The organism is Paenibacillus sp. SRL342 (assembly GCF_984798905.1).
On record NZ_OZ481790.1, the window covers coordinates 4,132,319 to 4,151,858 of the forward strand.

Here is a 19,540-nt window from a genome sequence, read left to right on the forward strand (position 1 = left end):
GTGATAATATTTATTCGGACGATGTAGCAATACCACGGTAAATATTCATATACTCATCGGCGGAGACATCCCAGCTATAATCCCCGTTCATTGCATTTTTCACAATCTTCTTCCAGTGTTCTGGCTGTTTGTAGATCTCCTCCGCACGTCGAATGGTATTCATCATGTCATGTGCGTTAAAGCTGGTAAATGAGAAACCATTTCCTTCACCGCTAAACTCATTGTATGCCTGCACAGTATCGTTCAGACCACCTGTTTCTCTTACGAGAGGCACACTGCCGTACCGCAGAGCCAGCAACTGACTAATACCACATGGCTCGAACCTGGATGGCATGAGGAAGATATCACTGCCTGCATAGAACCGACGGGATAACCCATCGTTGAACTTGATCTGGGCAGACATTTTGAGTGGATAACGATTCGCGGCTTCACGGAACCAGTGTTCATAGGACTGCTCCCCTGTTCCAAGTACAGCGAATTGAATGTCATCATAATACAACAATTCATCCAGGATGCGGCAGACCAGATCAAGTCCTTTAGAATCCACGAGCCTTGTGACCATGACCATAAGAGGTGCATCTGGTCGAACAGGCAATCCAAGTTCCTTTTGCAGCTCAATTTTGTTTTCCGTTTTTTTGGACAGACTTGTTCTGTATTTCACCGGGATTTTGGTGTCTGTAGCCGGGTTGTAACTCTTGGTATCAATGCCATTTACAATCCCGCTGAATCGATCTCCAAGTGAACTAAGCAGTCCGTCCAGACCGTATCCGTAATAAGATGTTTTCACTTCCTGTGCGTAAGTTGGACTAACGGTTGTTACATGGTCAGCGTAGACAATTCCAGCCTTCAGGAAGTTGACATTACCGTAATACTCGGCTCCATCCACGGTGAAATATCGATCGTCCAGCTCAAGGATATCACTGAATAACTGATGCGGGAATACCCCTTGATACAACAAGTTATGTATAGTGAATACCGTACGAATATCACTGTAAAATGGATCGTGTCTGTAGTGTGCTTCAAGCACCAAAGGAATCATTCCTGCATGCCAGTCATGACTGTGCAGCACGTCAGGCTTGAACTCAATCTGTGGCAACACTTCGAGAACTGCACGGTTGAAGAAGGCGAAACGCTCGCCATCATCCATATAACCGTACACTCCATCACGCCCAAAATAATATTCATTATCCACAAAATATACTGGAATCCCATCATGAACCAGCATTTCTATTCCACAATAAGGTCTCCGCCAGCCAAGAGGCACATCCGTTGTAATTACGGGCTGTAACGCGTCTTTATACTCATCGGGAATCCCCTTGTATTTAGGCATAATCACCCGCACATCTGCCCCGCTCTTCTTCAATGCCAACGGGAGAGCACCGATTACGTCAGCAAGGCCTCCTGTTTTGATAAATGGATGTACTTCAGCAGCAGCAAATAGAATATTCATGCCTTTGTCCTCCTCTTCGGTTTGAGCGTATTGCTTTCATTATTATTCTTTGTTTTTGAACTGACGGAAGTTATACTCGCAGGTGATTCATCCGTTTTCCGACGCGTGTTCTTTTTTAGAATCACGATGCTAAGCGGAGGCAATACCAATTCGAGACTATGCGGATGCCCATGAAAAGGAATCTTTTCGGTAGGCAGTTGCATATCATTAGTAATGCCTGAACCGCCGTAAACGGAATGGTCACTGTTCAGTACTTCGGTATACATACCGGGACGCATGACACCAATCCGGTAACGCTCCCGCTTGACCGGCTGAAAGTTAATGAGCACAAGGAGTGTATCCGCAGGTTTTTTTCCTTTGCGTACGTATGAAATGACACTCTGGTCCTGATCATCCGGAGTGATCCATTCATAACCGTCCAAGGAATGATCAAGCTCCCACAAAGCTTTTTCACTCAAGTACAGGTTAGACAGCTCACGCTCAAACTTATGCAAATTGCGGTGACTGTCATAATCCAGCAAGAACCAGTCCAGTTGATCTTCATCTTTCCATTCGATGAACTGGCCAAAGTCTCCACCCATAAACAACAGCTTTTTCCCTGGGAAAGTCATAAAATAGCCCAGAAAAGCACGCATGCCGGCAAATTTCTGCTCATAGGTTCCTGGCATCTTGTCGAGGAGCGACTTTTTGCCATGAACAACCTCGTCATGTGACAGAGGTAGCACATAATTTTCAGCAAAGGAGTATACGACCGGGAAAGTCAGCAAATGATGTTTGGAAGGACGCTCATGAAAATCAGATTCCATGTAATCAAGCGTATCGTTCATCCAGCCCATGTTCCATTTGTAGTTGAAGCCCAGACCACCTTCATCTACAGGTAAAGTCACCATTGGCCATGCACTGGATTCTTCAGCCATCATCAATGCATAAGGGAAATACTTGAACACCGTCTGATTCAGCTGCTGCAAAAAAGCTACAGCTTCCTTGTTCTCAAGACCACCTTCATCATTGGTACGATATTGACCTGGCTGCTTCTCAAAATCAAGCCGAAGCATACTCGTAACCGCATCAACACGGAGTCCGTCAAAATGATACATCTCCATCCAATATAATGCATTGGAGATCAGAAATGAACGAATCTCAGGTTTCGAGTAGTCAAAGCTAAGAGTACCCCAGCCTGGCTTCTCTGCTAACATCGGGTCTGCATACTCATACAAAGGCGTACCATCAAACATACGCAACCCATGAGCATCTTTGGCAAAATGCGCTGGTACCCAATCCAGCAGAACTCCAATTCCAGCCTGATGTAGTGTATCCACCAGATACATCAGATCTTTGGGCTGTCCGTAACGGCTTGTTGGCGCGTAAAATCCAGTGTTTTGGTATCCCCACGAAAGATCATAAGGATGCTCACTAAGAGGCATCATCTCAACATGTGTATATTTCATTTCCAATAAGTAAGGAACAAGCAAATCAGCCATCTCTCGATAACTGTAGAGGCTTCCGTCTTCTTTGCGCTTCCAGGTTCCCATATGCATTTCATAAATATGTAGGGGTTTATTATACAGCCCGCGTTGTTTGCGTCTCCAGGCTCCATCATTCCATTTGTACCCTTCGATTGAACTGGTGACAGAGGCTGTCTGAGGTCGAACCTCCGCATGAAACGCATAAGGATCGGCTTTGAGCAATTCTGTTCCGTCTTCCGTTAATATACGGAACTTGTATAAAGTTCCTTCACTAATTTCCGGAAAAAAACGACTCCAAAATCCTGATTCGGGTATCTTATATAAAGGTTCCTTTTCACCTTTCCATCCATTACGGTCCAGAGCCAATCCTACTTCTGCGGCATTTGGTGCCCACACGGTAAAGCGATACCCCTGACGGCCATCGCAGATCTCAGGCTGTGCGCCCAAAATTCGATAACTGTGATGAAGGTTACCTTCATGAAATAAATAAATATGCTCCGGCAATATGTCCGGGTGTGCCAACGGTTGAATGGCCAAGAGATCACCTTCTTCTCAAGAAAATAGATATAACAGTAACCATTACCCCATTCTAGCCAAGTTGAAAAGAAAAATGCGGTGTCTTAGAAAATGTTGTCTTTTTTCTGAATTTTTACAGTAACAATCGTTTCATCTGCTCTACTTTGCGTTAATGATGTACTACAATGCACAATATTTTGGGAGGGAAACGATTATGTTTAATAAAGATTGCATCGCTATGCTGTTGGCGGGAGGAGAAGGGAAGCGATTAGCCCCTTTAACCTCAAGTATCGCAAAACCCGCTGTACCGTTTGGCGGGCACTACCGGATCATCGATTTTCCTCTCAGTAACTGCGTAAACTCAGGGATCGATACTGTAGGCGTATTAACGCAGTACCAAGCGGAATCTTTGCATGATCACATTGGTCAAGGCGAACCATGGGGACATGGTAACTCAAGTCAGGCAGGAATTTCCTTACTTCCATCTTATCATACAGGAAATGACGAATACTTGGGAACGGCGGATGCTATTTATAAAAATATTGACTATATTGATCAGCAAAACCCCGAAAATGTTCTAATTTTGTCGGGTGATCATATTTATCATATGAATTATCGCGAGATGTTGGAGGCTCATCAGGCCAATAATGCAGCAGCAACGATTTCAGTAATGGAAGTTCCATGGGATGAAGCACATCGCTTCGGTATTATGGCTGCTGATGAGAATTTACGTGTAACCGAGTTTGCCGAGAAACCGGCTGAACCAAAAAGTAATCTGGCTTCAATGGGCATTTACATGTTCAAATGGGATTATCTGAAACGCCATCTCTTGGAAGATGCCGCTAACCCTGAATCCAGCCATGACTTCGGTAAAGATGTTATTCCTCAAATGTTGAACGAAAATAATCCCCTCTTTGTCTATAACTTTAATGGTTATTGGAAAGACGTAGGTACGGTTAAGAGCCTTTGGGATGCACATATGGATCTGTTACACAACGAGGAAGACTGGAGTCTGCAAAAAGAAAACTGGCCGATGTTTACTCGCGACTGGCGCTCCAAGCCAAGTGCTTACAAAGCAAGACATACAAAGATCGAACATGTTACTTCCATGATTCACGACTCTTGTGCAATCGAAGGTCGTTCGGAGCGTTCCGTTATCTTCTGCGGTGCAGAAGTGGGTAAAGGCTCTGAGGTTAAAGACAGTGTCGTTATGCCTAATGCACGCATAGGCCGTGGGGTTCACATCGAACGCGCCATCATCGGTGAAGGGGCAATAATCAAGGACGGTGCAATTGTTAAAGGTACGGCAGATGAAATTGTTGTCGTTGGACCTAACGAGATCGTCTCTGCCAAACCGGCTGTCCGTACGCAACCTGTTCGTATGTTGAAAGAAGTATATGAGAAAAGTGGGCGCCTGCGCACAGGTGAACTTTCTTCATAATAATATGCAAAAAAGGTGAGCCTTGAATGGCTCACCTTTTTTTGTGTTGATATGGATGTTATAAAGCGTAACATGCTCGAGGGTCAGGTAGAAAAATCTCTTATCTTTTAAAACCTTAAGACTTTTCTATATCCGATTTTGTATCGCTTGCTGTCCTCTCATCTGTGACTTCAGCATCACCAGACGCGTTTACAGATTCTTCTGTACCCATTTCCTCAGGCACAGCCGGTAACGTAACCGTAACGGTTGTACCAGATCCAAGTTCACTCTGCATCGTGATCGTCCCCTCATGCAGTTCTACCAGTTCTTGCGTAATCGCAAGACCCAGTCCCGTTCCCCCATTTTGATGATTAACCTGGAAGAAGCGGTCCCGTACTTTGATTAGGTGTTCTTCACTAATTCCGATACCGGTGTCCTGAACAGCTGCAATGATCTGACCATTTTCCTCTTTGACGGACAAGAAGATCCAGGAATTCTCGTGTGAAAATTTGATCGCATTATCCACAATGTTTAAGAAGACTTGTTTCAGTCTGTTGCCGTCCCCATGGACATTATAAGCACGTGTCTCGTCCGTTTCCAACTTGAGATGGACCTGTTTTTGTTCCGCTTTGGCCCAGACATTCAACATCGTTTCCTGTACAATTTCACGAATGTTGACCGTTCCTTTGACCAGCTTCATCTGATTTTGCTGTAATTTGGAGAAATCCAGCATCTCTTCAACAAGTCCAATCAGTCGTTCGGTTTCCTTGGAAATGATGCCCATACCGATACGGGTTTCTTCCGGATCATAACCGCCTGAGTCCAGTGTCTCGCTCCAGCCCTTAATGCTGGTCAGAGGTGTTCTTAATTCATGTGAGATCGAAGAGATAAAATCATCTTTGATCTGATTACTGCGCACAATCTCATGTGCCATGAAGTTAAGTGTTGATGCCAATTCGCCCAGTTCGTGCTTATAATTCCCTTTAACCCTGACATCCAGCCGTCCTCTGGCCATTTGAGCAGATACTGCGGTGATGTTGTTAATTGGACGTACAATGGAATTTGCCATACCAATGCTGATGATTAACACTATAGCAAGCACGCCAACACCGACCGCAGCGGCGAGTAGTCCCATATTCAACAACTTTGAATTCACATCTTCGAGTGAAGTCAAATATCGAATAACATAAGTATTTTCGCCGCCCAGATCAAACTTGTGTGAAACGGCCATGACGGATTCTCCAGTACCTGGTTGTCTTCCAATCCAGCGTCCCATATCTCCGTTCAGAGCCTGCATAATATCACTGGTTTGCAGTACGGCACGGTCAGATTCAAAAGCAGTTGAACTCGCCAATACGCGCCCGTTCAGATCCAAAATTTCCAATTCAGTATTGGACAATGCCAAGTTCACAAGGAGTCTAGATAGATTATTGCCATCCTCCGTAGTATTCTCACGAGCGATTGGCTCGAAAAAGTCCTTTGAATTAGAAATGTGGGTACTAATCGTATTGTAGATACTCTCATAATAATACCTTTGAACTGCCAACATAAATACGAATTCGACCAACAGCAGAGCGAGAAAAACTACAAAGAAATAATGTAGTACGATCTGCCGAGTAATGCCTTTTTTAATCATTGCTCCCGGCCCTTCCATTTGTACCCGTGACCCCATACTGTCTGCAGGTATTCGGGCTCGGAAGGATTGTTCTCAATTTTCTGACGCAGACGACGAATGTTGACATCCACAATTTTTGGATCACCCATGTACTCTTTTCCCCATACATGATCTAACAATACATCGCGGCTGAGCGGTGTATTTTCTTTTTCCAGGAAAAACTGAATCAAGGAAAACTCCGTTGGAGTCAACTCAATGGCTTCATTCTGTTTCTTGAATTGCTTCGAGATCAGATCCAGTGAAAATGGCCCAGACTGGAACGTAACCTTTGCCGCAGTTTCCCGATGCACGTTCACACGACGTAATAAAGACTGAATACGTGCAATCAACTCTGTTGGGCTGAAAGGCTTGCTGACATGATCATCTGCACCAACGGAGAGAGCATACACTTTATCCTGTTCCTGAACTTTCGCGGTCAAAAAGATGATGCCCAGACGTTCATTAGTTTCACGGATGCGTCGACAGACCTCAAATCCATCAATACCAGGTACCATGACATCCAGTAGAGCCAGATCAATATCCGGTACTGTCTGCAGTATGCGGAGCGCTTCATGGCCGTCACCCGCCTCAAGCACTTCGAATCCGTTTCTCTTTAAATTAATCACTATAAAACTGCGGATGGATTCTTCATCCTCAAGAATAAGTACTTTACTCATTAAGTTCTCCCTTTCTATTCAGCTGAGAAGTATTGCTCAGTGCATCTTTACCCGCCTCTGATTGTGCTACTCGTGAAGCAATAACCCGATCTTTGGTACGCGTAATTTCCTTCCAGCTTTTACCCTTCTCCTGTTCCCACTTGGAAAGGGTGAAATATTTGATCTCTGCCACGGTTTCGTCCGTATCAATCATTTTAAAGCGAATATATTTTTCCTTCTCCGATTTGGTGTCAATAGTAATCTTACCGTACCACTCTGGTTTGAGATTTAGATGAAATAAATCAGCGTCATCCCGGAATTGGAACGAGACAAATTTCTTGCCTTCTTTACCATCCCATTGGTAATAGGTATAGAACCACAACCTGGAGTCAAAAACGTAATGCTCCCAGCCTTTCGGAGTCTCTTTAAGTCCAAACTCAATAATACCATCATTATCGACATCACCGCTTAAAATTTTGTCATCTCTATACGTTTGATCCGGTGATTTAAAAGCATTGACTAACTTGTTATCCTTAACATACATAATTTGCGAAAAGGAACTCCGATCATCCAGCTCGGCATCCAGTACAATGCCCATCTGTCCTTCGGCGATCTCTCCGCCCAGCGCATTATAAACTTCTTTAACGGTATAATCGGTCTGCACCCGATCCACTTCCTTGAAGCTGCCATCTTCGTACTGGTATAACGCAATCGTTGCAAAACCGCTGTTGTTCAGCGAAATGATAACAAAATCACTCTTGCCATCCCCACTTAAATCCAGCGTGTTCCCCTGCGCATTATCAATAATATATTGATTATACGGAACTCCACCCAAGACCTGCTCCAGTGCCCCGCCCTTGTAGGAATATGCAGTCAGGGCCTTCTGCTCCTGCAGACTTACACCAAGAATAATATCGGGATTTCCGTCATTCGTAATATCCAATACTTTAAAGGATTGCAACTCATTTCCCGGCACATCAAATGTAAGCTTTTTAACCCATGTGCCTCCCTGCTCTTCCAAAATCATGCCATGGATTCGCACATTCTCATTCGGTGTCTCATAAAAAACAATCGCTTCCCGAGTTCCATCCCCATTCAGGTCTTCTACTCGAATCATACTGGTGTTATTCATATCCTTGGGACGAATCAACGTGCTCTCTGGCGGCAGTTTAACCTGAACCACGTTGTACAATTTCTCCTTATCGGTGGACATCATTGGTTTTCTCATCAAACCTTTGGGGTCACTTATGACTGTGCATCCGCTTAGAACAGAACCAAGCATGATCGCCATTGTTCCTGCTGCTACAAAGCGTCCCCACCGTGAATTAAACAATCTCATCACTCTTTTCAATAGTTTAAATCTGGTTTTTTTCTTGCTGTGTCAATCTCCGTCCACGAATATCAAAAGCAATCTTGCCGTCTGCCAACCCCCAGATTCGCGTGGCATGTTTCTCAGCAAGTTCAATGGGCAATACTGCAATGACTGTTGCACGTTCTTCTTCACATAATTTGCGCAGCGTTTCCAGCACCGAATCTGCTGTGTGAGGGTCAAGACCAATCACTGGTTCATCAGCCAAAACCACTTTGGCACCATGAGCAAGTGCTCTTGCAATGGCAACACGCTGCTTCTCGCCACCACTGAGCTTCTCTGCTATTTGATGTGCTTTATCAAGTAATCCCAATCCTTCGAGATAATCCATAGCACCCATATAATCATCTGAACGTACCATACCGGTTACCATTCTCCATACAGGAGTCTGACCCGATCGTCCGATTAATACATTTTTAAGAGCCGTACGTCTGGGAAATAGTTCTGGATTCTGTTCCAAGTATGCCCATTCCCGTTTGATTTTCCGTTTTCCGGACCAGCCTTCTTTCAAAATCTCGGCGCCATCCACCGTAAACCGGCCGGAATCCCATTTCTCCATCATAGCCAGACATTTGAGCAGCATGCTTTTACCGCTACCGCTTGAACCAACTACAGCTATCATCTCTCCTTGTTGCATATCAAATCGAATATCCCGTAGAACGGGAACGCGGTCCACGCCAACGGATTTACTCAAGTTCTCTACTCTGATCATCGCGATGTCTCCTCTTGTCCATGTTTTTCCCTACCACTAGTGTACTCGGAAATGGACATCAATTTCCATGCGAACACCAGCTTCTATTTTAACACAGATTCGAACTCCGGTTTACGACGAAATAATATACCTGCCAAGCCGAAAAGAAGATACATGATTCCGAGCAAGGTGAACATGCTTCCGGGTGAAATCCAGTTGATCATCTGACCACCCAGATTCGGTCCAATAATACTTCCAATCGTGAAATGAAAGGAAGCCACAACGTTGGCTGCAGGCAGCAACACTTTAGGCAAAATATCTGCGGCATAGGCCAGGCCCAGCGAAAAAAAGGAACCGACCAGGCCACCTGCGATTGTTAACAATACAAGCGTCCACCAGAAATGCGTACCTGCGACGGGAACCAGCATGAAGATGATCCCCCCACTGATTCCCGCAAACATCAATATCTTTTTACGCCCATACCGGTCACTCAGCATCCCCAGAGGCAATTGAAGGAACAAACCTCCAATCCCAATAAAGGGAAGCAACGACGAAATCTGATCGGTGTCGAACCCAATACGCAGGCCATACACGGGGAAGTTACTATTCATGCCGGCCTCCATATATCCGTATAGAAGAGCAGGTAACAGTGCGTACCAAGCCCATGCCAGACTACGACGGAAGCGCCGTTCAGGAAGCTGGCCATGCTCTGCTTTTTCCGGCTTTGTATTCGGAAGCTTCATTAATACCAGTATAAGTACTGCTGCCATACATACGAACAATACCCAGAAAGGGACAGCATCACCAAAGCCAAGCAGCTTAATTCCCAGCGGACCAATACTGAATCCCAGCCCGTAGGACATGCCATATAGCGATATGTAGCGCCCACGTTTCTCAGGTGCCGTAACAAGCAGTACCCAGAGCTGAGCCGCATAGTGAAGTGCGCTGTCTCCTATTCCAACGATCAGACGCAATATGAACCATATTTTAATATCTGGTAAATACGGAAATAGTATTAAAGGGACCATGACTAATATCAGGCCACCCACAATCAGCTTTTTGAACCCGAATGCACCTAGTAGTCGCTCCGCAACGAGAGTCATGGCAAAAGAGCCAACGTACAACGCGGCGGCGTTTAATCCGTTCAAACCTGGTGAAACCCCTTTTTGCTCCAAAAAAATCGAAAGCACAGGCAGCAAAAGCCCCTGACTAATTCCAGCTACCACAATAACCGTAATCAAAATCAGATAGTTGGCTGTCGAGTGTGATAGTTTGGGGCGAGTAATCGATGACACGAATTCATTCCTCCTGCGAGCACACAAAGAAAAATCGCCATCGCTGACGACTTTCGTATGGTATACATATGGTTTTGAACTGCTATTCATAGTCGGGGCTTTGCCCCGGACTTGAACATTATAGTGGACAACGCCCTGCAAAACAAGCCATAATGGTACTTAAGTCGCTGCGTACACTTAGATGTGACGGGAGGATTCTGCAACAATATGGCTTATCATGTGAAAATTGATGTTTCACCGATATATGAAATGCTCAACAGCTTTCTGGTTTATGTTACGAAAAAATGGATTCAGCATCTGGATATAGGTCCTGAATGGATTCTGGAAGTGGAAGGCAAACTAAGTTCCAATGTACGAGCTGCGCTCGCACCTGCTGCCACTTGGCCTTTTGATGATTTTGATGTCCTGTTTGCATGGGCTGCGTATCAAAATGATACGAAGGAGAATCAAGAGTTTCTGGACATGCTTGCCGGAATGACAGCGGATGACCTGTATGCACGTGTGTCTCCTCTTCTGCCCGCCCTTACCATAGAAGAATCTACGCGTATTCGGAACAGCTATGTCCCATTATTGCGACTATGGGATCAACACTACTGTCAGAATATAAGTGAAGATCAGCGTGTATGGCTCGAAGAAGATGCTGAAGAAAAACGCGTTTTGCTTGAAAAAATGGGATCTGAACTGCTCATTGAATATGCTACAGCTGGCGTTCTTGTTGAACCGATGCCTGGACTAAACGAAGTCATCCTGTTTCCAACGGTGCATAACCGCCCTATTAATATGTACTGCTTCTATGAGGGTATGATGATCATGCAGTATCCCGTAGATGCACCTGAAGAGAACGAAGACCAACCACCAACATGCCTTTTACGTTTCACCCATGCACTGGCTGATCCTGAAAGACTTCGCCTGCTTCGTTACGTATCGGATGAACCCAAATCCCTCGCTGAGATGTGTGAAGAATTGGGTAAAGATGAAGACACGGTCAAAGATCAGGTTATGGCGTTGCGCATCGCAGGTCTGCTTCGAACCCATCTGCTGGGAAGTAATCGTAAAGAGAAATACAGTATTCGTCCGGATGGCGTATCTGAATTGAATATGTTCCTGGAATCCTATATTCGCATATAATTTAGTTGAACCATTGTGGAGTTACTGGCAACAAGGAGTGAGTTAGATCATGAAAATAATGAAACAACATATTATGTTTGACCTTGATGATACACTCGTATATTGCAACAAATACTTCAACCTGGTTTTGGGAGAATTCTTTGAGAATATGCAAGAGTGGTTTGATGGACATTCTCTGACAACACAAGAGATTCGGGAAAAACAACTGGAGATTGATGTAACCGGAGTGAACAAGCTTGGCTTTGCGAGTCATCATTTCCCGCAATCCCTGATTGACACCTATCGTTATTTCTCCGGCAAGTTCGCCAGATTAACCTCTCCCAGAGAAGAGTCTTATCTGAGCAAGTTGGGTATGAGTGTGTACGATCAGGAGGTTGAACCCTACCCTCATATGGTTGAAACGCTTGAGAACCTTAAAGGTGCTGGACATTCCCTTTACTTATATACCGGCGGCGAAACCGTGATTCAGCAGCGCAAGATTGATCAGATGAAGCTCTCGGCTTATTTTGATGATCGGATCTATATCCGACAACACAAAAACGTCGAGGCACTGGAAGGCATTCTGTCTAATGGACCGTTTGATCGTCGTGCAACGTGGATGATCGGTAACTCACTGCGGACAGACATTATGCCCGCGGTAAAAGCCGGAATTCACAGCATTTATATCAAACAACCAAATGAATGGCAATACAACATCGTAGATCTTCAACCTAATCCGGAAACATCGATGTATACCATCACTGCACTGGAAGAGGTACCAAAAGTCATACACGAAAATATACAACAGCAGCAACAGAAAAGGACCCTTGGTTAAGGGTCCTTTTGCTGTATGTTAACTGTTAACTAAGATCAAGCATCCTGCTTCTCACCAGATAATTTGCCTGTTACTACGTCCTGTAAAATAATCCGTGCTTTCACCGTACTCCCGTCTTTTCGTTTGAACGACAGTACTTGTGTACTCCCCTTCTCAATCAGCGATTTTAACATCGTACTGGTGATTTTTTTACCCGCATACTCTTTCCAGACCACGAATGAACAGCCTTCCTTGAAACGTGAGCATCCATAACCCTTCTTGCCCTCTATAATCTGACCTGTACAGCCTGGAGAAGGACAAGGTGCCAGTAACTCTCTCACTCCGGTTGGGCTCGCTGTTGAAGATGATGCCTTGGTGGTCGTGCTTTTCCCACTGCCCGCTCTGGACGAAGATGCCGTAGTCTGACGGGACGTTTTTACAGCGGAACCACCACTAGCCGTCTTGGCAGATGTCCTTGTATTGCCGGCCTGGGTCCTCGCTCCTTTACCTTTCCCCCTGCCTGCCCGTGAATCTTCCCCAAAAGCATCTGCTGGGGCTGGGGCTTGTACACGCACTTTCTCAATGATGGACAAGGTGAATTTCTTGACGTTCTCCATGAACTTGTCCTGACCCGCCTCACCTTTGGAAATCTGATATAACCTTCTTTCCCATTGCCCGGTCATCTCAGGTGAAGTTAACAAGTCTACGCCTGCACGGCGAATCAACTCAATAGCTGTTCTGCCTTTGAGCGTTAACTGCATTTTCTTCCCTTGCAGCGTAATGTAACCTACGTTTTTGAGACGCTCAATTGTAGCCGCACGTGTAGCCGGAGTACCTAGACCACTATCTTTCATCGCGTCTCGCAGCTCTTCATTCTCGATCTGCTTGCCTGCACTTTCCATCGCTTTCAGCAATGTTCCCTCGGTATAACTTTTGGGAGGCTGGGTCGCTTTCTCCTTGAACTCACTCTTCGTACATTGAACAGGCAATTCAGGTTGTACAGCAAAAGCCTTGTCCGTCCACTCTTCGGCTTCTTCTTCCTCATTGCCGTTTTTCTTGCTCTTCTTCTTGCCTGCACCGCCCTGTTCCTGATCTCCAGAACCAAGAACCACTTTCCATCCGAGGGACAGCAGCTCTTTGACAGATGTCTTAAACTGATGTTTCTCCACTTCGGTGAGCACGGTATGTTGCTTATACTCCGCCGGAGGATAAAAGTGAGACAAGAAACGTCTTACAATCAAATCATAGATGTTCTGCTCATCCTTGGATAAGGTACCTGGTCGCTTCAAAGTAGGTAGGATCGCATGGTGATCCTCAACCCTGCTCGGATTACATACCCCTTTATTATTCTTATGAACAAGCTCTGGCTTGGCCCCTTGCGCAAGCTCACTATAGGTACCATTTTTAAGCAGGTTTAGTGTTTTGTGCATACCTTCAATATTCTGTTCTGTAACATAGTTGGAGTTTGTCCGCGGATACGAAATCACCTTGTGTTTTTCATACAAGGCCTGTGCGATATCCAGTGTTTTTTTGGCACCATATCCAAACTTGGCATTGGCTTCACGCTGTAAAAGGGTCAGGTCATACAAACGATACGGATACTCCTTCGTCTGCTTCGCTTCGTATTTGGTAATTTGCCCTGTCTTGCCCTTCACACTGGCTGCAATGGCCTCTGCTGCCTCCGCATCGGTCAACTTATCTCCCTGACGCAGTCCCCGGTACTCGACACCTTCCTGCCGAAACCAGGCGGCTACTTCATAAAAGGTCTGTGACTGGAATGCTTCAATCTCTATTTCCCGATCGTAGATTAGCGCGAGTACCGGCGTCTGAACACGGCCTACAGACAACAATGCATTATGGCGGGTTGTAAACGCCCGTGAGGCATTCATCCCGATCAGCCAATCGGCTTCACTTCTGGCGCGAGCAGCATGGGTCAGATTTTCAAATTCAGAGGCATCCTTCAGACCATCAAAACCACGTCTAATGCTCTCTGCCGTCAAATCCGATATCCATAAACGCTTTACAGGCTGGCGCAGCTTCAATTGCTGTTGTATGAGGGCGAAGATGTACTGACCTTCTCTCCCTGCATCGCAAGCATTAACGATCGCTGAAGCCCGTTTTGCCAGTTCTCCAATCATTTTAAGCTGATCTTTAGTCCTCGGATTGGGTACAATCTTGAACTGATCGGGTATAATCGGCAGATCCGCTATATTCCAGCGTTTGTACTTTGTATCATAGGCATCCGGTTCAGCCAGTCCAAGCAAATGCCCTATCGCCCAAGTGATGATGTAATGCTCACCCTCCAGATATGTGCGATTATTCTTGGCCTTTGGTTCTATGACGGCGGCAATGGTTCGACCCATGTCGGGTTTTTCCGCTATAACCAGTGTCTTCATCCGTCCATCTCTCCTCCTTCACCGTCCGCATGACGGCAAAAAGGGGCATTCCGCCGACGGAAGCCCCTTGCTTCTGAAACTCATTATATCAGATTTTGGATTCGGGAGCACCTTCCCGAAATGAATTATCCTGCTGCCTGTTCCTTTAATACATGTTTTTGTCTGCACTCTTTGCATACACCCTGGAAATCCAGACGATGATCCGTAACAGCAAAGCCATACTGACGCTCGATTTGTTGTTCCAAACGAAGCAGACCATCTTCCATAATCTCTTCCACTTTACCACATTCTGTACAGATCAAATGATGGTGGTGATGGGAACCGTCTGTACTTCGCAGATCAAAGCGCGCAGCGCCGTCACCAAAGTTAATCTTTTCAACGACCTGAAGGTCACTCAGCAGTTCGAGAGTGCGGTATACGGTAGCCAATCCAATCTCAGGGAACTGCTCCTTAACCAGCAGGAATACTTCCTCTGCGCTAAAATGATCCTTCTCATGTTCAAGCAATACACGTACAGTAACTTCTCGTTGTTGTGTTAACTTATATCCTTTTTCAACCAATTGATTTTTAATGTGAAAGATCTGTTCTGAAATGGACTTGTCCCGGTTACTTGCCATAGCAGGTCGCACCTCCGGTTTATATTCATTAAATTTTACTTTTAACGTACGAATTTCTTGGTTTCAGTGAATCCTTATTTATAATCATTATAATATAATAATAAATCTTTATCACTTAAAAAGCAATGCTATTGCTCACACTTACGTGAAATATGTAGTCTTTTCTATTCAATAGACAGCAAACAACCCCCGCTGATCGCGAAGGTTGTCATTGATATCTTGTTCTATACTTTTACACCAGAACCGAAGCACCCATCAAGTATTTGTCCACTTCACGAGCAGCCTCACGGCCTTCATTAATTGCCCATACAACCAAACTTTGACCACGACGCATGTCACCTGCTGCAAATACTTTATCCACATTGGTGTTGTATTTGCCGTAACGTGCCTTAACGTTTGTGCGACGATCTGTTGCAAGTCCCAGTTGCTCGACCAACGTTTGTTCCGGTCCGTCAAAACCAATGGCAATCATGGCCATCTGAGCCGGGAAGACACGCTCTGTACCTGGAATCGGCTGATAAATCTTGCGACCAGTCTCATCCACAATACGCTCGATCTGTACTGTATGCAATTCTTTGAGGTTCCCCTCATCGTCTCCGACAAATTTTGTTGTCATGATGGAGAACTCACGCGGATCTTGACCAAACAACGCTTTGGCTTCCTCTTGCGCATAATCAAGTGTGTATACGTTAGGGAATTGTGGCCAAGGATTATTAATGCGATCACGCTCCATAGGCGCTTGGGTATGCGTACCGAATTGAGTGATCGTACGACAACCATGGCGCAGCGATGTAGCCACACAGTCAGATCCTGTATCACCGCCACCAATGACGATAATATCTTTATCTTTAGCGGACAGATATTGACCATCTTCCAGATTGGAGTCCAGATAACTCTTAATACTGCCATTCAGGAAATCCATTGCGTAATGAACGCCTTTCAAGTCGCTGCCTTCAATATTGAATTCACGCGGCTTCGTTGCACCACCGCACAATACAACAGCGTCATATTCATCCACCAGTTGTTGTGCTGCAATATCTTTACCAATCTCGGTGTTCGTAATGAATTGAATGCCTTCTGCTTCGAGCAGATCAACACGACGTTGAACTACGTTTTTATCCAATTTCATGGTTGGGATACCGTACATCAGCAATCCGCCGACACGGTCCGAACGCTCATATACGGTTACCGAGTGTCCTGCTTTATTCAACTGAGCCGCAGTAGCTAATCCCGCTGGACCTGAGCCTACCACAGCTACACGTTTACCCGTACGTTTTTCAGGAGGTTGGGGAACCACCCATCCTTCTTCGAAACCTTTTTCAATAATTGCTTCTTCAATCGTTTTGATGGTTACAGGCTGACCAATTAAGCCAACTGTACATGATCCTTCGCAAGGAGCTGGACAGACGCGACCTGTAAACTCTGGGAAATTATTCGTTTTGTGAAGGCGCTCAAGTGCTTCTCTCCACAGTCCGCGATATACAAGATTATTCCATTCTGGAATCAGGTTATGCACGGGGCAACCTGACGTGCCACCAATCATATCTATACCTGTATGGCAATACGGGGTACCACAATCCATGCATCGTGCACCTTGTGTTCTGAGCTCTTCTTCAGCCATGTGTTTATGAAACTCTTCCCAATCCTTAATCCGCTCCGCTGGCTCACGATCTGCTGGCAGTTGACGTTTGTATTCCATAAATCCAGTAGGTGTAGACATCTTACGTTTTCCCCCATCCGTTCTTGTCTTAATCCCTTCATGTGCATGGTTCTATATGAAATGGATTACTCATTACTTGAGTTTTTGTCTATTGTATCACAAAATCTTCTCGAAGATATTTCAATTATAGTAGCATTTACTGTGCTGAATATTAAATGGATTATCCGCATAATTATTTGTATTTTATACATCATATCTTTCAAGTCTACCCATGGTCAATACCCTTATTTTGGTGTTTAATGTGGTTTTGAACTGCGAAATCTGTTGTGTGTTAAAGAAATAAACTGTCGAAACGTTAAGTAAATGTCAGATAATTTGTCATCAAATTCAACATATTTTGCTATAAATCGTTCTCAATTCCGAATATCAGACCTGTTTTAGGGCTTCACAACGTTAAAACCCCAAAAATTTTACACTTTTTTACTTTTTAATGCTTGAGCGTATGTATAATATACATAAATACCAATTAATCATGTTATATTAATGTTATATGTACTCCAATTTAAACAAGTGACTCATTTTTTTATAAAAGAAAAGACGCTGTTCACGAATATTTCGCAATCAGCGCCTCTCATCATAAAAATACGACCGAAGTCAGGAATTTCTTATGCCAAATTTACCGTTTACGTTCGTAGAATTCGAATGTATACGCATAAACATTTTTTTCATCCTGTTCGCCTTCAATCTGTTCAATTAGTTCCCATTCGGACCAATCCACTTCAGGGAAAAACGTATCTCCCTCAAAATTCTCATGAATCTTGGTCACCACAAGACGATCTGCAAGTGGCAGGAACTCACGATACACTTGGGAACCCCCAATTACGCACAGTTCCTCACCTTTGGTTACACTCAGCCCTTCTTCAATCGTATGTACGATTTCAGCTTGGTCCACCTTGTAGTTCAGATCTCTAGTCACTACGATATTACGGCGCTGAGGAAGCGGCTTACCACCAAAGGATTCCCACGTATTACGTCCCATGATAATTGTTTTGTTCAGCGTACGTTGTTTGAAAAAGGCCATATCCTTGGGTAAACGCCATGGAATCGAATTATTTAATCCGATCACACCGTTCTCCCCCATTGCCCATACCAGTTCAATACTCAAGGGTAATACACTCCTTCAATCCAAGTCTCTTATCGAGATTGAACACATAATTAGACTGCAATTGGAGCCTTAATGCCCGGATGATGCTGATAGTTCTCAAACTCGAAATCTTCAAACGTATAATCAAAAATAGAATCCGGCTTACGTTTGATTACCAGCTTAGGTAAAGCATAAGGTTCACGCTCCAGCTGAGTTTTAACCTGATCAACATGGTTAGAGTAGATGTGAACATCCCCTCCAGACCAGATGAAATCACCCACCTCAAGATCACATTGCTGGGCGATCATATGAGTCAAGAGCGCATAACTCGCGATGTTAAACGGCAACCCGAGGAACGTATCCACGGAACGCATCGTAAGCATACATGATAATTTACCCTCTGCAACGTAAAACTGAAACGCAAAATGACAAGGTGGAAGTTTCATATTGTTGATCTCAGCCACATTCCATGCACTGACAAGGTGACGACGCGAATCCGGATTATTTTTGATCGAATCAATCACTGCGGCGATCTGATCAATTTTTTCTCCGTTTGGCGCTTCCCATGTACGCCACTGCGAGCCGTATACCGGACCGAGATCCCCATTTTCGTCCGCCCAATCGTCCCAGATCTTCACACCGTTTTCTTTCAAATAAGATATATTGGTATCGCCACTCAAAAACCATAACAGTTCATGAATAACCGATTTGAGATGAATTCGTTTGGTTGTTACCAGCGGAAATCCTTCGGAGAGATCATAACGGAGTTGTCTGCCAAATACAGATTGTGTCCCCGTTCCTGTACGGTCTCCTTTATGCATGCCGTTGTTCAGAATATCCTGCAATAAATCAAGATAGTTTTTCATGTTGATATCCCCTCGCACTTTTATTTCGTACTAAACTAAAAAATATTTACACTTACCACTCCGATGACAGAACAACCTTCCGATCGCTGTTGTCCCCAGATTTTTTTGATTTCCTTTTCCAAAGGTAAAATCCGATGATAAAGGCGAGCACTCCGCTTCTTCAGGTTTTTTCTGTCCTCTACGTTCTCGTGTAAAAGGTTAGTTAACTAAATACATAGACCGTGATTGGCTTGGAGCCACATCATGACTGATCATTACTACAGTGTACCACAATTCAGAAGTTGGATAAAATCAATTCACTGAAACTTATGAGCGTGTAAATTTTCATCATATTACATACACAAGTATCTTAAATTTCTCGGCTCTTGCTCAGAAAAAAGAGACGAATAACGCGTTAACGTTATTCGTCTCTTCTGATA

15 protein-coding genes are annotated in these 19,540 nt (G+C 44.6%); 3 read left to right on the top strand and 12 right to left on the bottom strand.

The window, feature by feature from the left end; genetic code table 11:
• Nucleotides 1-10: 10 nt before the first annotated feature.
• Complete coding sequence (glgA, locus tag AC4E8D_RS18080; protein WP_490205059.1) at nucleotides 11-1,450, bottom strand: glycogen synthase GlgA; 1,440 nt, start codon at nucleotides 1,448-1,450, stop codon at nucleotides 11-13.
• The gene (gene glgB / locus AC4E8D_RS18085; protein WP_449005488.1) at nucleotides 1,447-3,453 is read right to left on the bottom strand and encodes a 1,4-alpha-glucan branching protein GlgB; all 2,007 of its coding nucleotides are present in this window, start codon (nucleotides 3,451-3,453) and stop codon (nucleotides 1,447-1,449) included. Before glgB ends, glgA begins: the two co-directional genes overlap by 4 nt.
• Nucleotides 3,454-3,646: 193 nt before the next feature.
• Between glgB and AC4E8D_RS18090 the strand changes: the two genes are divergently transcribed.
• Entirely contained in the window at nucleotides 3,647-4,873 is a 1,227-nt protein-coding gene (locus AC4E8D_RS18090) for a glucose-1-phosphate adenylyltransferase (protein ID WP_076210125.1), read from the top strand.
• Between the two features lie 115 nt (nucleotides 4,874-4,988).
• Here AC4E8D_RS18090 and AC4E8D_RS18095 read toward each other — a convergent pair whose 3' ends face one another.
• The 5 genes from AC4E8D_RS18095 to AC4E8D_RS18115 form a co-directional block, all read right to left on the bottom strand.
• Nucleotides 4,989-6,488, bottom strand: a complete 1,500-nt coding sequence (locus tag AC4E8D_RS18095) for a sensor histidine kinase (protein ID WP_449005489.1) — start codon at nucleotides 6,486-6,488, stop codon at nucleotides 4,989-4,991.
• Nucleotides 6,485-7,183, bottom strand: a complete 699-nt coding sequence (locus AC4E8D_RS18100; protein WP_017688086.1) for a response regulator transcription factor — start codon at nucleotides 7,181-7,183, stop codon at nucleotides 6,485-6,487. Before AC4E8D_RS18100 ends, AC4E8D_RS18095 begins: the two co-directional genes overlap by 4 nt.
• Nucleotides 7,176-8,501, bottom strand: coding sequence for a hypothetical protein (locus AC4E8D_RS18105; RefSeq protein ID WP_339177099.1), 1,326 nt, complete (start codon nucleotides 8,499-8,501; stop codon nucleotides 7,176-7,178). The genes AC4E8D_RS18100 and AC4E8D_RS18105 overlap by 8 nt, the downstream gene beginning before the upstream one ends.
• A gap of 16 nt (nucleotides 8,502-8,517) precedes the next feature.
• The gene (locus AC4E8D_RS18110) at nucleotides 8,518-9,243 is read right to left on the bottom strand and encodes a phosphonate ABC transporter ATP-binding protein (RefSeq protein WP_091020744.1); all 726 of its coding nucleotides are present in this window, start codon (nucleotides 9,241-9,243) and stop codon (nucleotides 8,518-8,520) included.
• Nucleotides 9,244-9,326: 83 nt separating this feature from the next.
• Entirely contained in the window at nucleotides 9,327-10,517 is a 1,191-nt protein-coding gene (locus AC4E8D_RS18115) for an MFS transporter (protein ID WP_221821623.1), read from the bottom strand.
• 207 nt (nucleotides 10,518-10,724) lie between these two features.
• On the opposite strand from AC4E8D_RS18115, the gene AC4E8D_RS18120 reads away from it, so the two are divergent.
• Nucleotides 10,725-11,645: an ArsR/SmtB family transcription factor gene (locus AC4E8D_RS18120; RefSeq protein WP_221821625.1), complete on the top strand. Its 921-nt coding sequence runs from the start codon at nucleotides 10,725-10,727 to the stop codon at nucleotides 11,643-11,645.
• Between the two features lie 49 nt (nucleotides 11,646-11,694).
• Entirely contained in the window at nucleotides 11,695-12,459 is a 765-nt protein-coding gene (locus AC4E8D_RS18125) for an HAD family hydrolase (protein WP_339177107.1), read from the top strand.
• A gap of 35 nt (nucleotides 12,460-12,494) precedes the next feature.
• On the opposite strand, the gene AC4E8D_RS18130 is transcribed toward AC4E8D_RS18125, so the two are convergent.
• From AC4E8D_RS18130 to thyA, 5 genes are all read right to left on the bottom strand, one after another.
• Nucleotides 12,495-14,834, bottom strand: a complete 2,340-nt coding sequence (locus tag AC4E8D_RS18130; protein ID WP_339177109.1) for a type IA DNA topoisomerase — start codon at nucleotides 14,832-14,834, stop codon at nucleotides 12,495-12,497.
• Nucleotides 14,835-14,959: 125 nt separating this feature from the next.
• Nucleotides 14,960-15,451, bottom strand: a complete 492-nt coding sequence (gene fur / locus AC4E8D_RS18135) for a ferric iron uptake transcriptional regulator (RefSeq protein WP_036613667.1) — start codon at nucleotides 15,449-15,451, stop codon at nucleotides 14,960-14,962.
• Between the two features lie 232 nt (nucleotides 15,452-15,683).
• Complete coding sequence (locus AC4E8D_RS18140; RefSeq protein WP_221821631.1) at nucleotides 15,684-17,171, bottom strand: glutamate synthase subunit beta; 1,488 nt, start codon at nucleotides 17,169-17,171, stop codon at nucleotides 15,684-15,686.
• A gap of 616 nt (nucleotides 17,172-17,787) precedes the next feature.
• Nucleotides 17,788-18,276, bottom strand: a complete 489-nt coding sequence (locus AC4E8D_RS18145; RefSeq protein ID WP_221821633.1) for a dihydrofolate reductase — start codon at nucleotides 18,274-18,276, stop codon at nucleotides 17,788-17,790.
• 50 nt (nucleotides 18,277-18,326) lie between these two features.
• Complete coding sequence (thyA, locus tag AC4E8D_RS18150; protein ID WP_221821635.1) at nucleotides 18,327-19,121, bottom strand: thymidylate synthase; 795 nt, start codon at nucleotides 19,119-19,121, stop codon at nucleotides 18,327-18,329.
• Between the last annotated feature and the right edge of the window lie 419 nt (nucleotides 19,122-19,540).

Bases quoted from the DNA above. Each gene is read 5' to 3' on its own strand.
- AC4E8D_RS18120 (WP_221821625.1), top strand. From the start codon at position 10,725: ATGGCTTATCATGTGAAAATTGATGTTTCACCGATATATGAAATGCTC.
- AC4E8D_RS18090 (WP_076210125.1), top strand. From the start codon at position 3,647: ATGTTTAATAAAGATTGCATCGCTATGCTGTTGGCGGGAGGAGAAGGG.
- AC4E8D_RS18095 (WP_449005489.1), bottom strand. From the start codon at position 6,488: ATGATTAAAAAAGGCATTACTCGGCAGATCGTACTACATTATTTCTTT.
- AC4E8D_RS18110 (WP_091020744.1), bottom strand. From the start codon at position 9,243: ATGATCAGAGTAGAGAACTTGAGTAAATCCGTTGGCGTGGACCGCGTT.
- AC4E8D_RS18100 (WP_017688086.1), bottom strand. From the start codon at position 7,183: ATGAGTAAAGTACTTATTCTTGAGGATGAAGAATCCATCCGCAGTTTT.
- glgA (WP_490205059.1), bottom strand. From the start codon at position 1,450: ATGAATATTCTATTTGCTGCTGCTGAAGTACATCCATTTATCAAAACA.
- thyA (WP_221821635.1), bottom strand. From the start codon at position 19,121: ATGAAAAACTATCTTGATTTATTGCAGGATATTCTGAACAACGGCATG.
- AC4E8D_RS18130 (WP_339177109.1), bottom strand. From the start codon at position 14,834: ATGAAGACACTGGTTATAGCGGAAAAACCCGACATGGGTCGAACCATT.
- AC4E8D_RS18105 (WP_339177099.1), bottom strand. From the start codon at position 8,501: ATGAGATTGTTTAATTCACGGTGGGGACGCTTTGTAGCAGCAGGAACA.
- AC4E8D_RS18140 (WP_221821631.1), bottom strand. From the start codon at position 17,171: ATGTCTACACCTACTGGATTTATGGAATACAAACGTCAACTGCCAGCA.
- fur (WP_036613667.1), bottom strand. From the start codon at position 15,451: ATGGCAAGTAACCGGGACAAGTCCATTTCAGAACAGATCTTTCACATT.
- AC4E8D_RS18125 (WP_339177107.1), top strand. From the start codon at position 11,695: ATGAAAATAATGAAACAACATATTATGTTTGACCTTGATGATACACTC.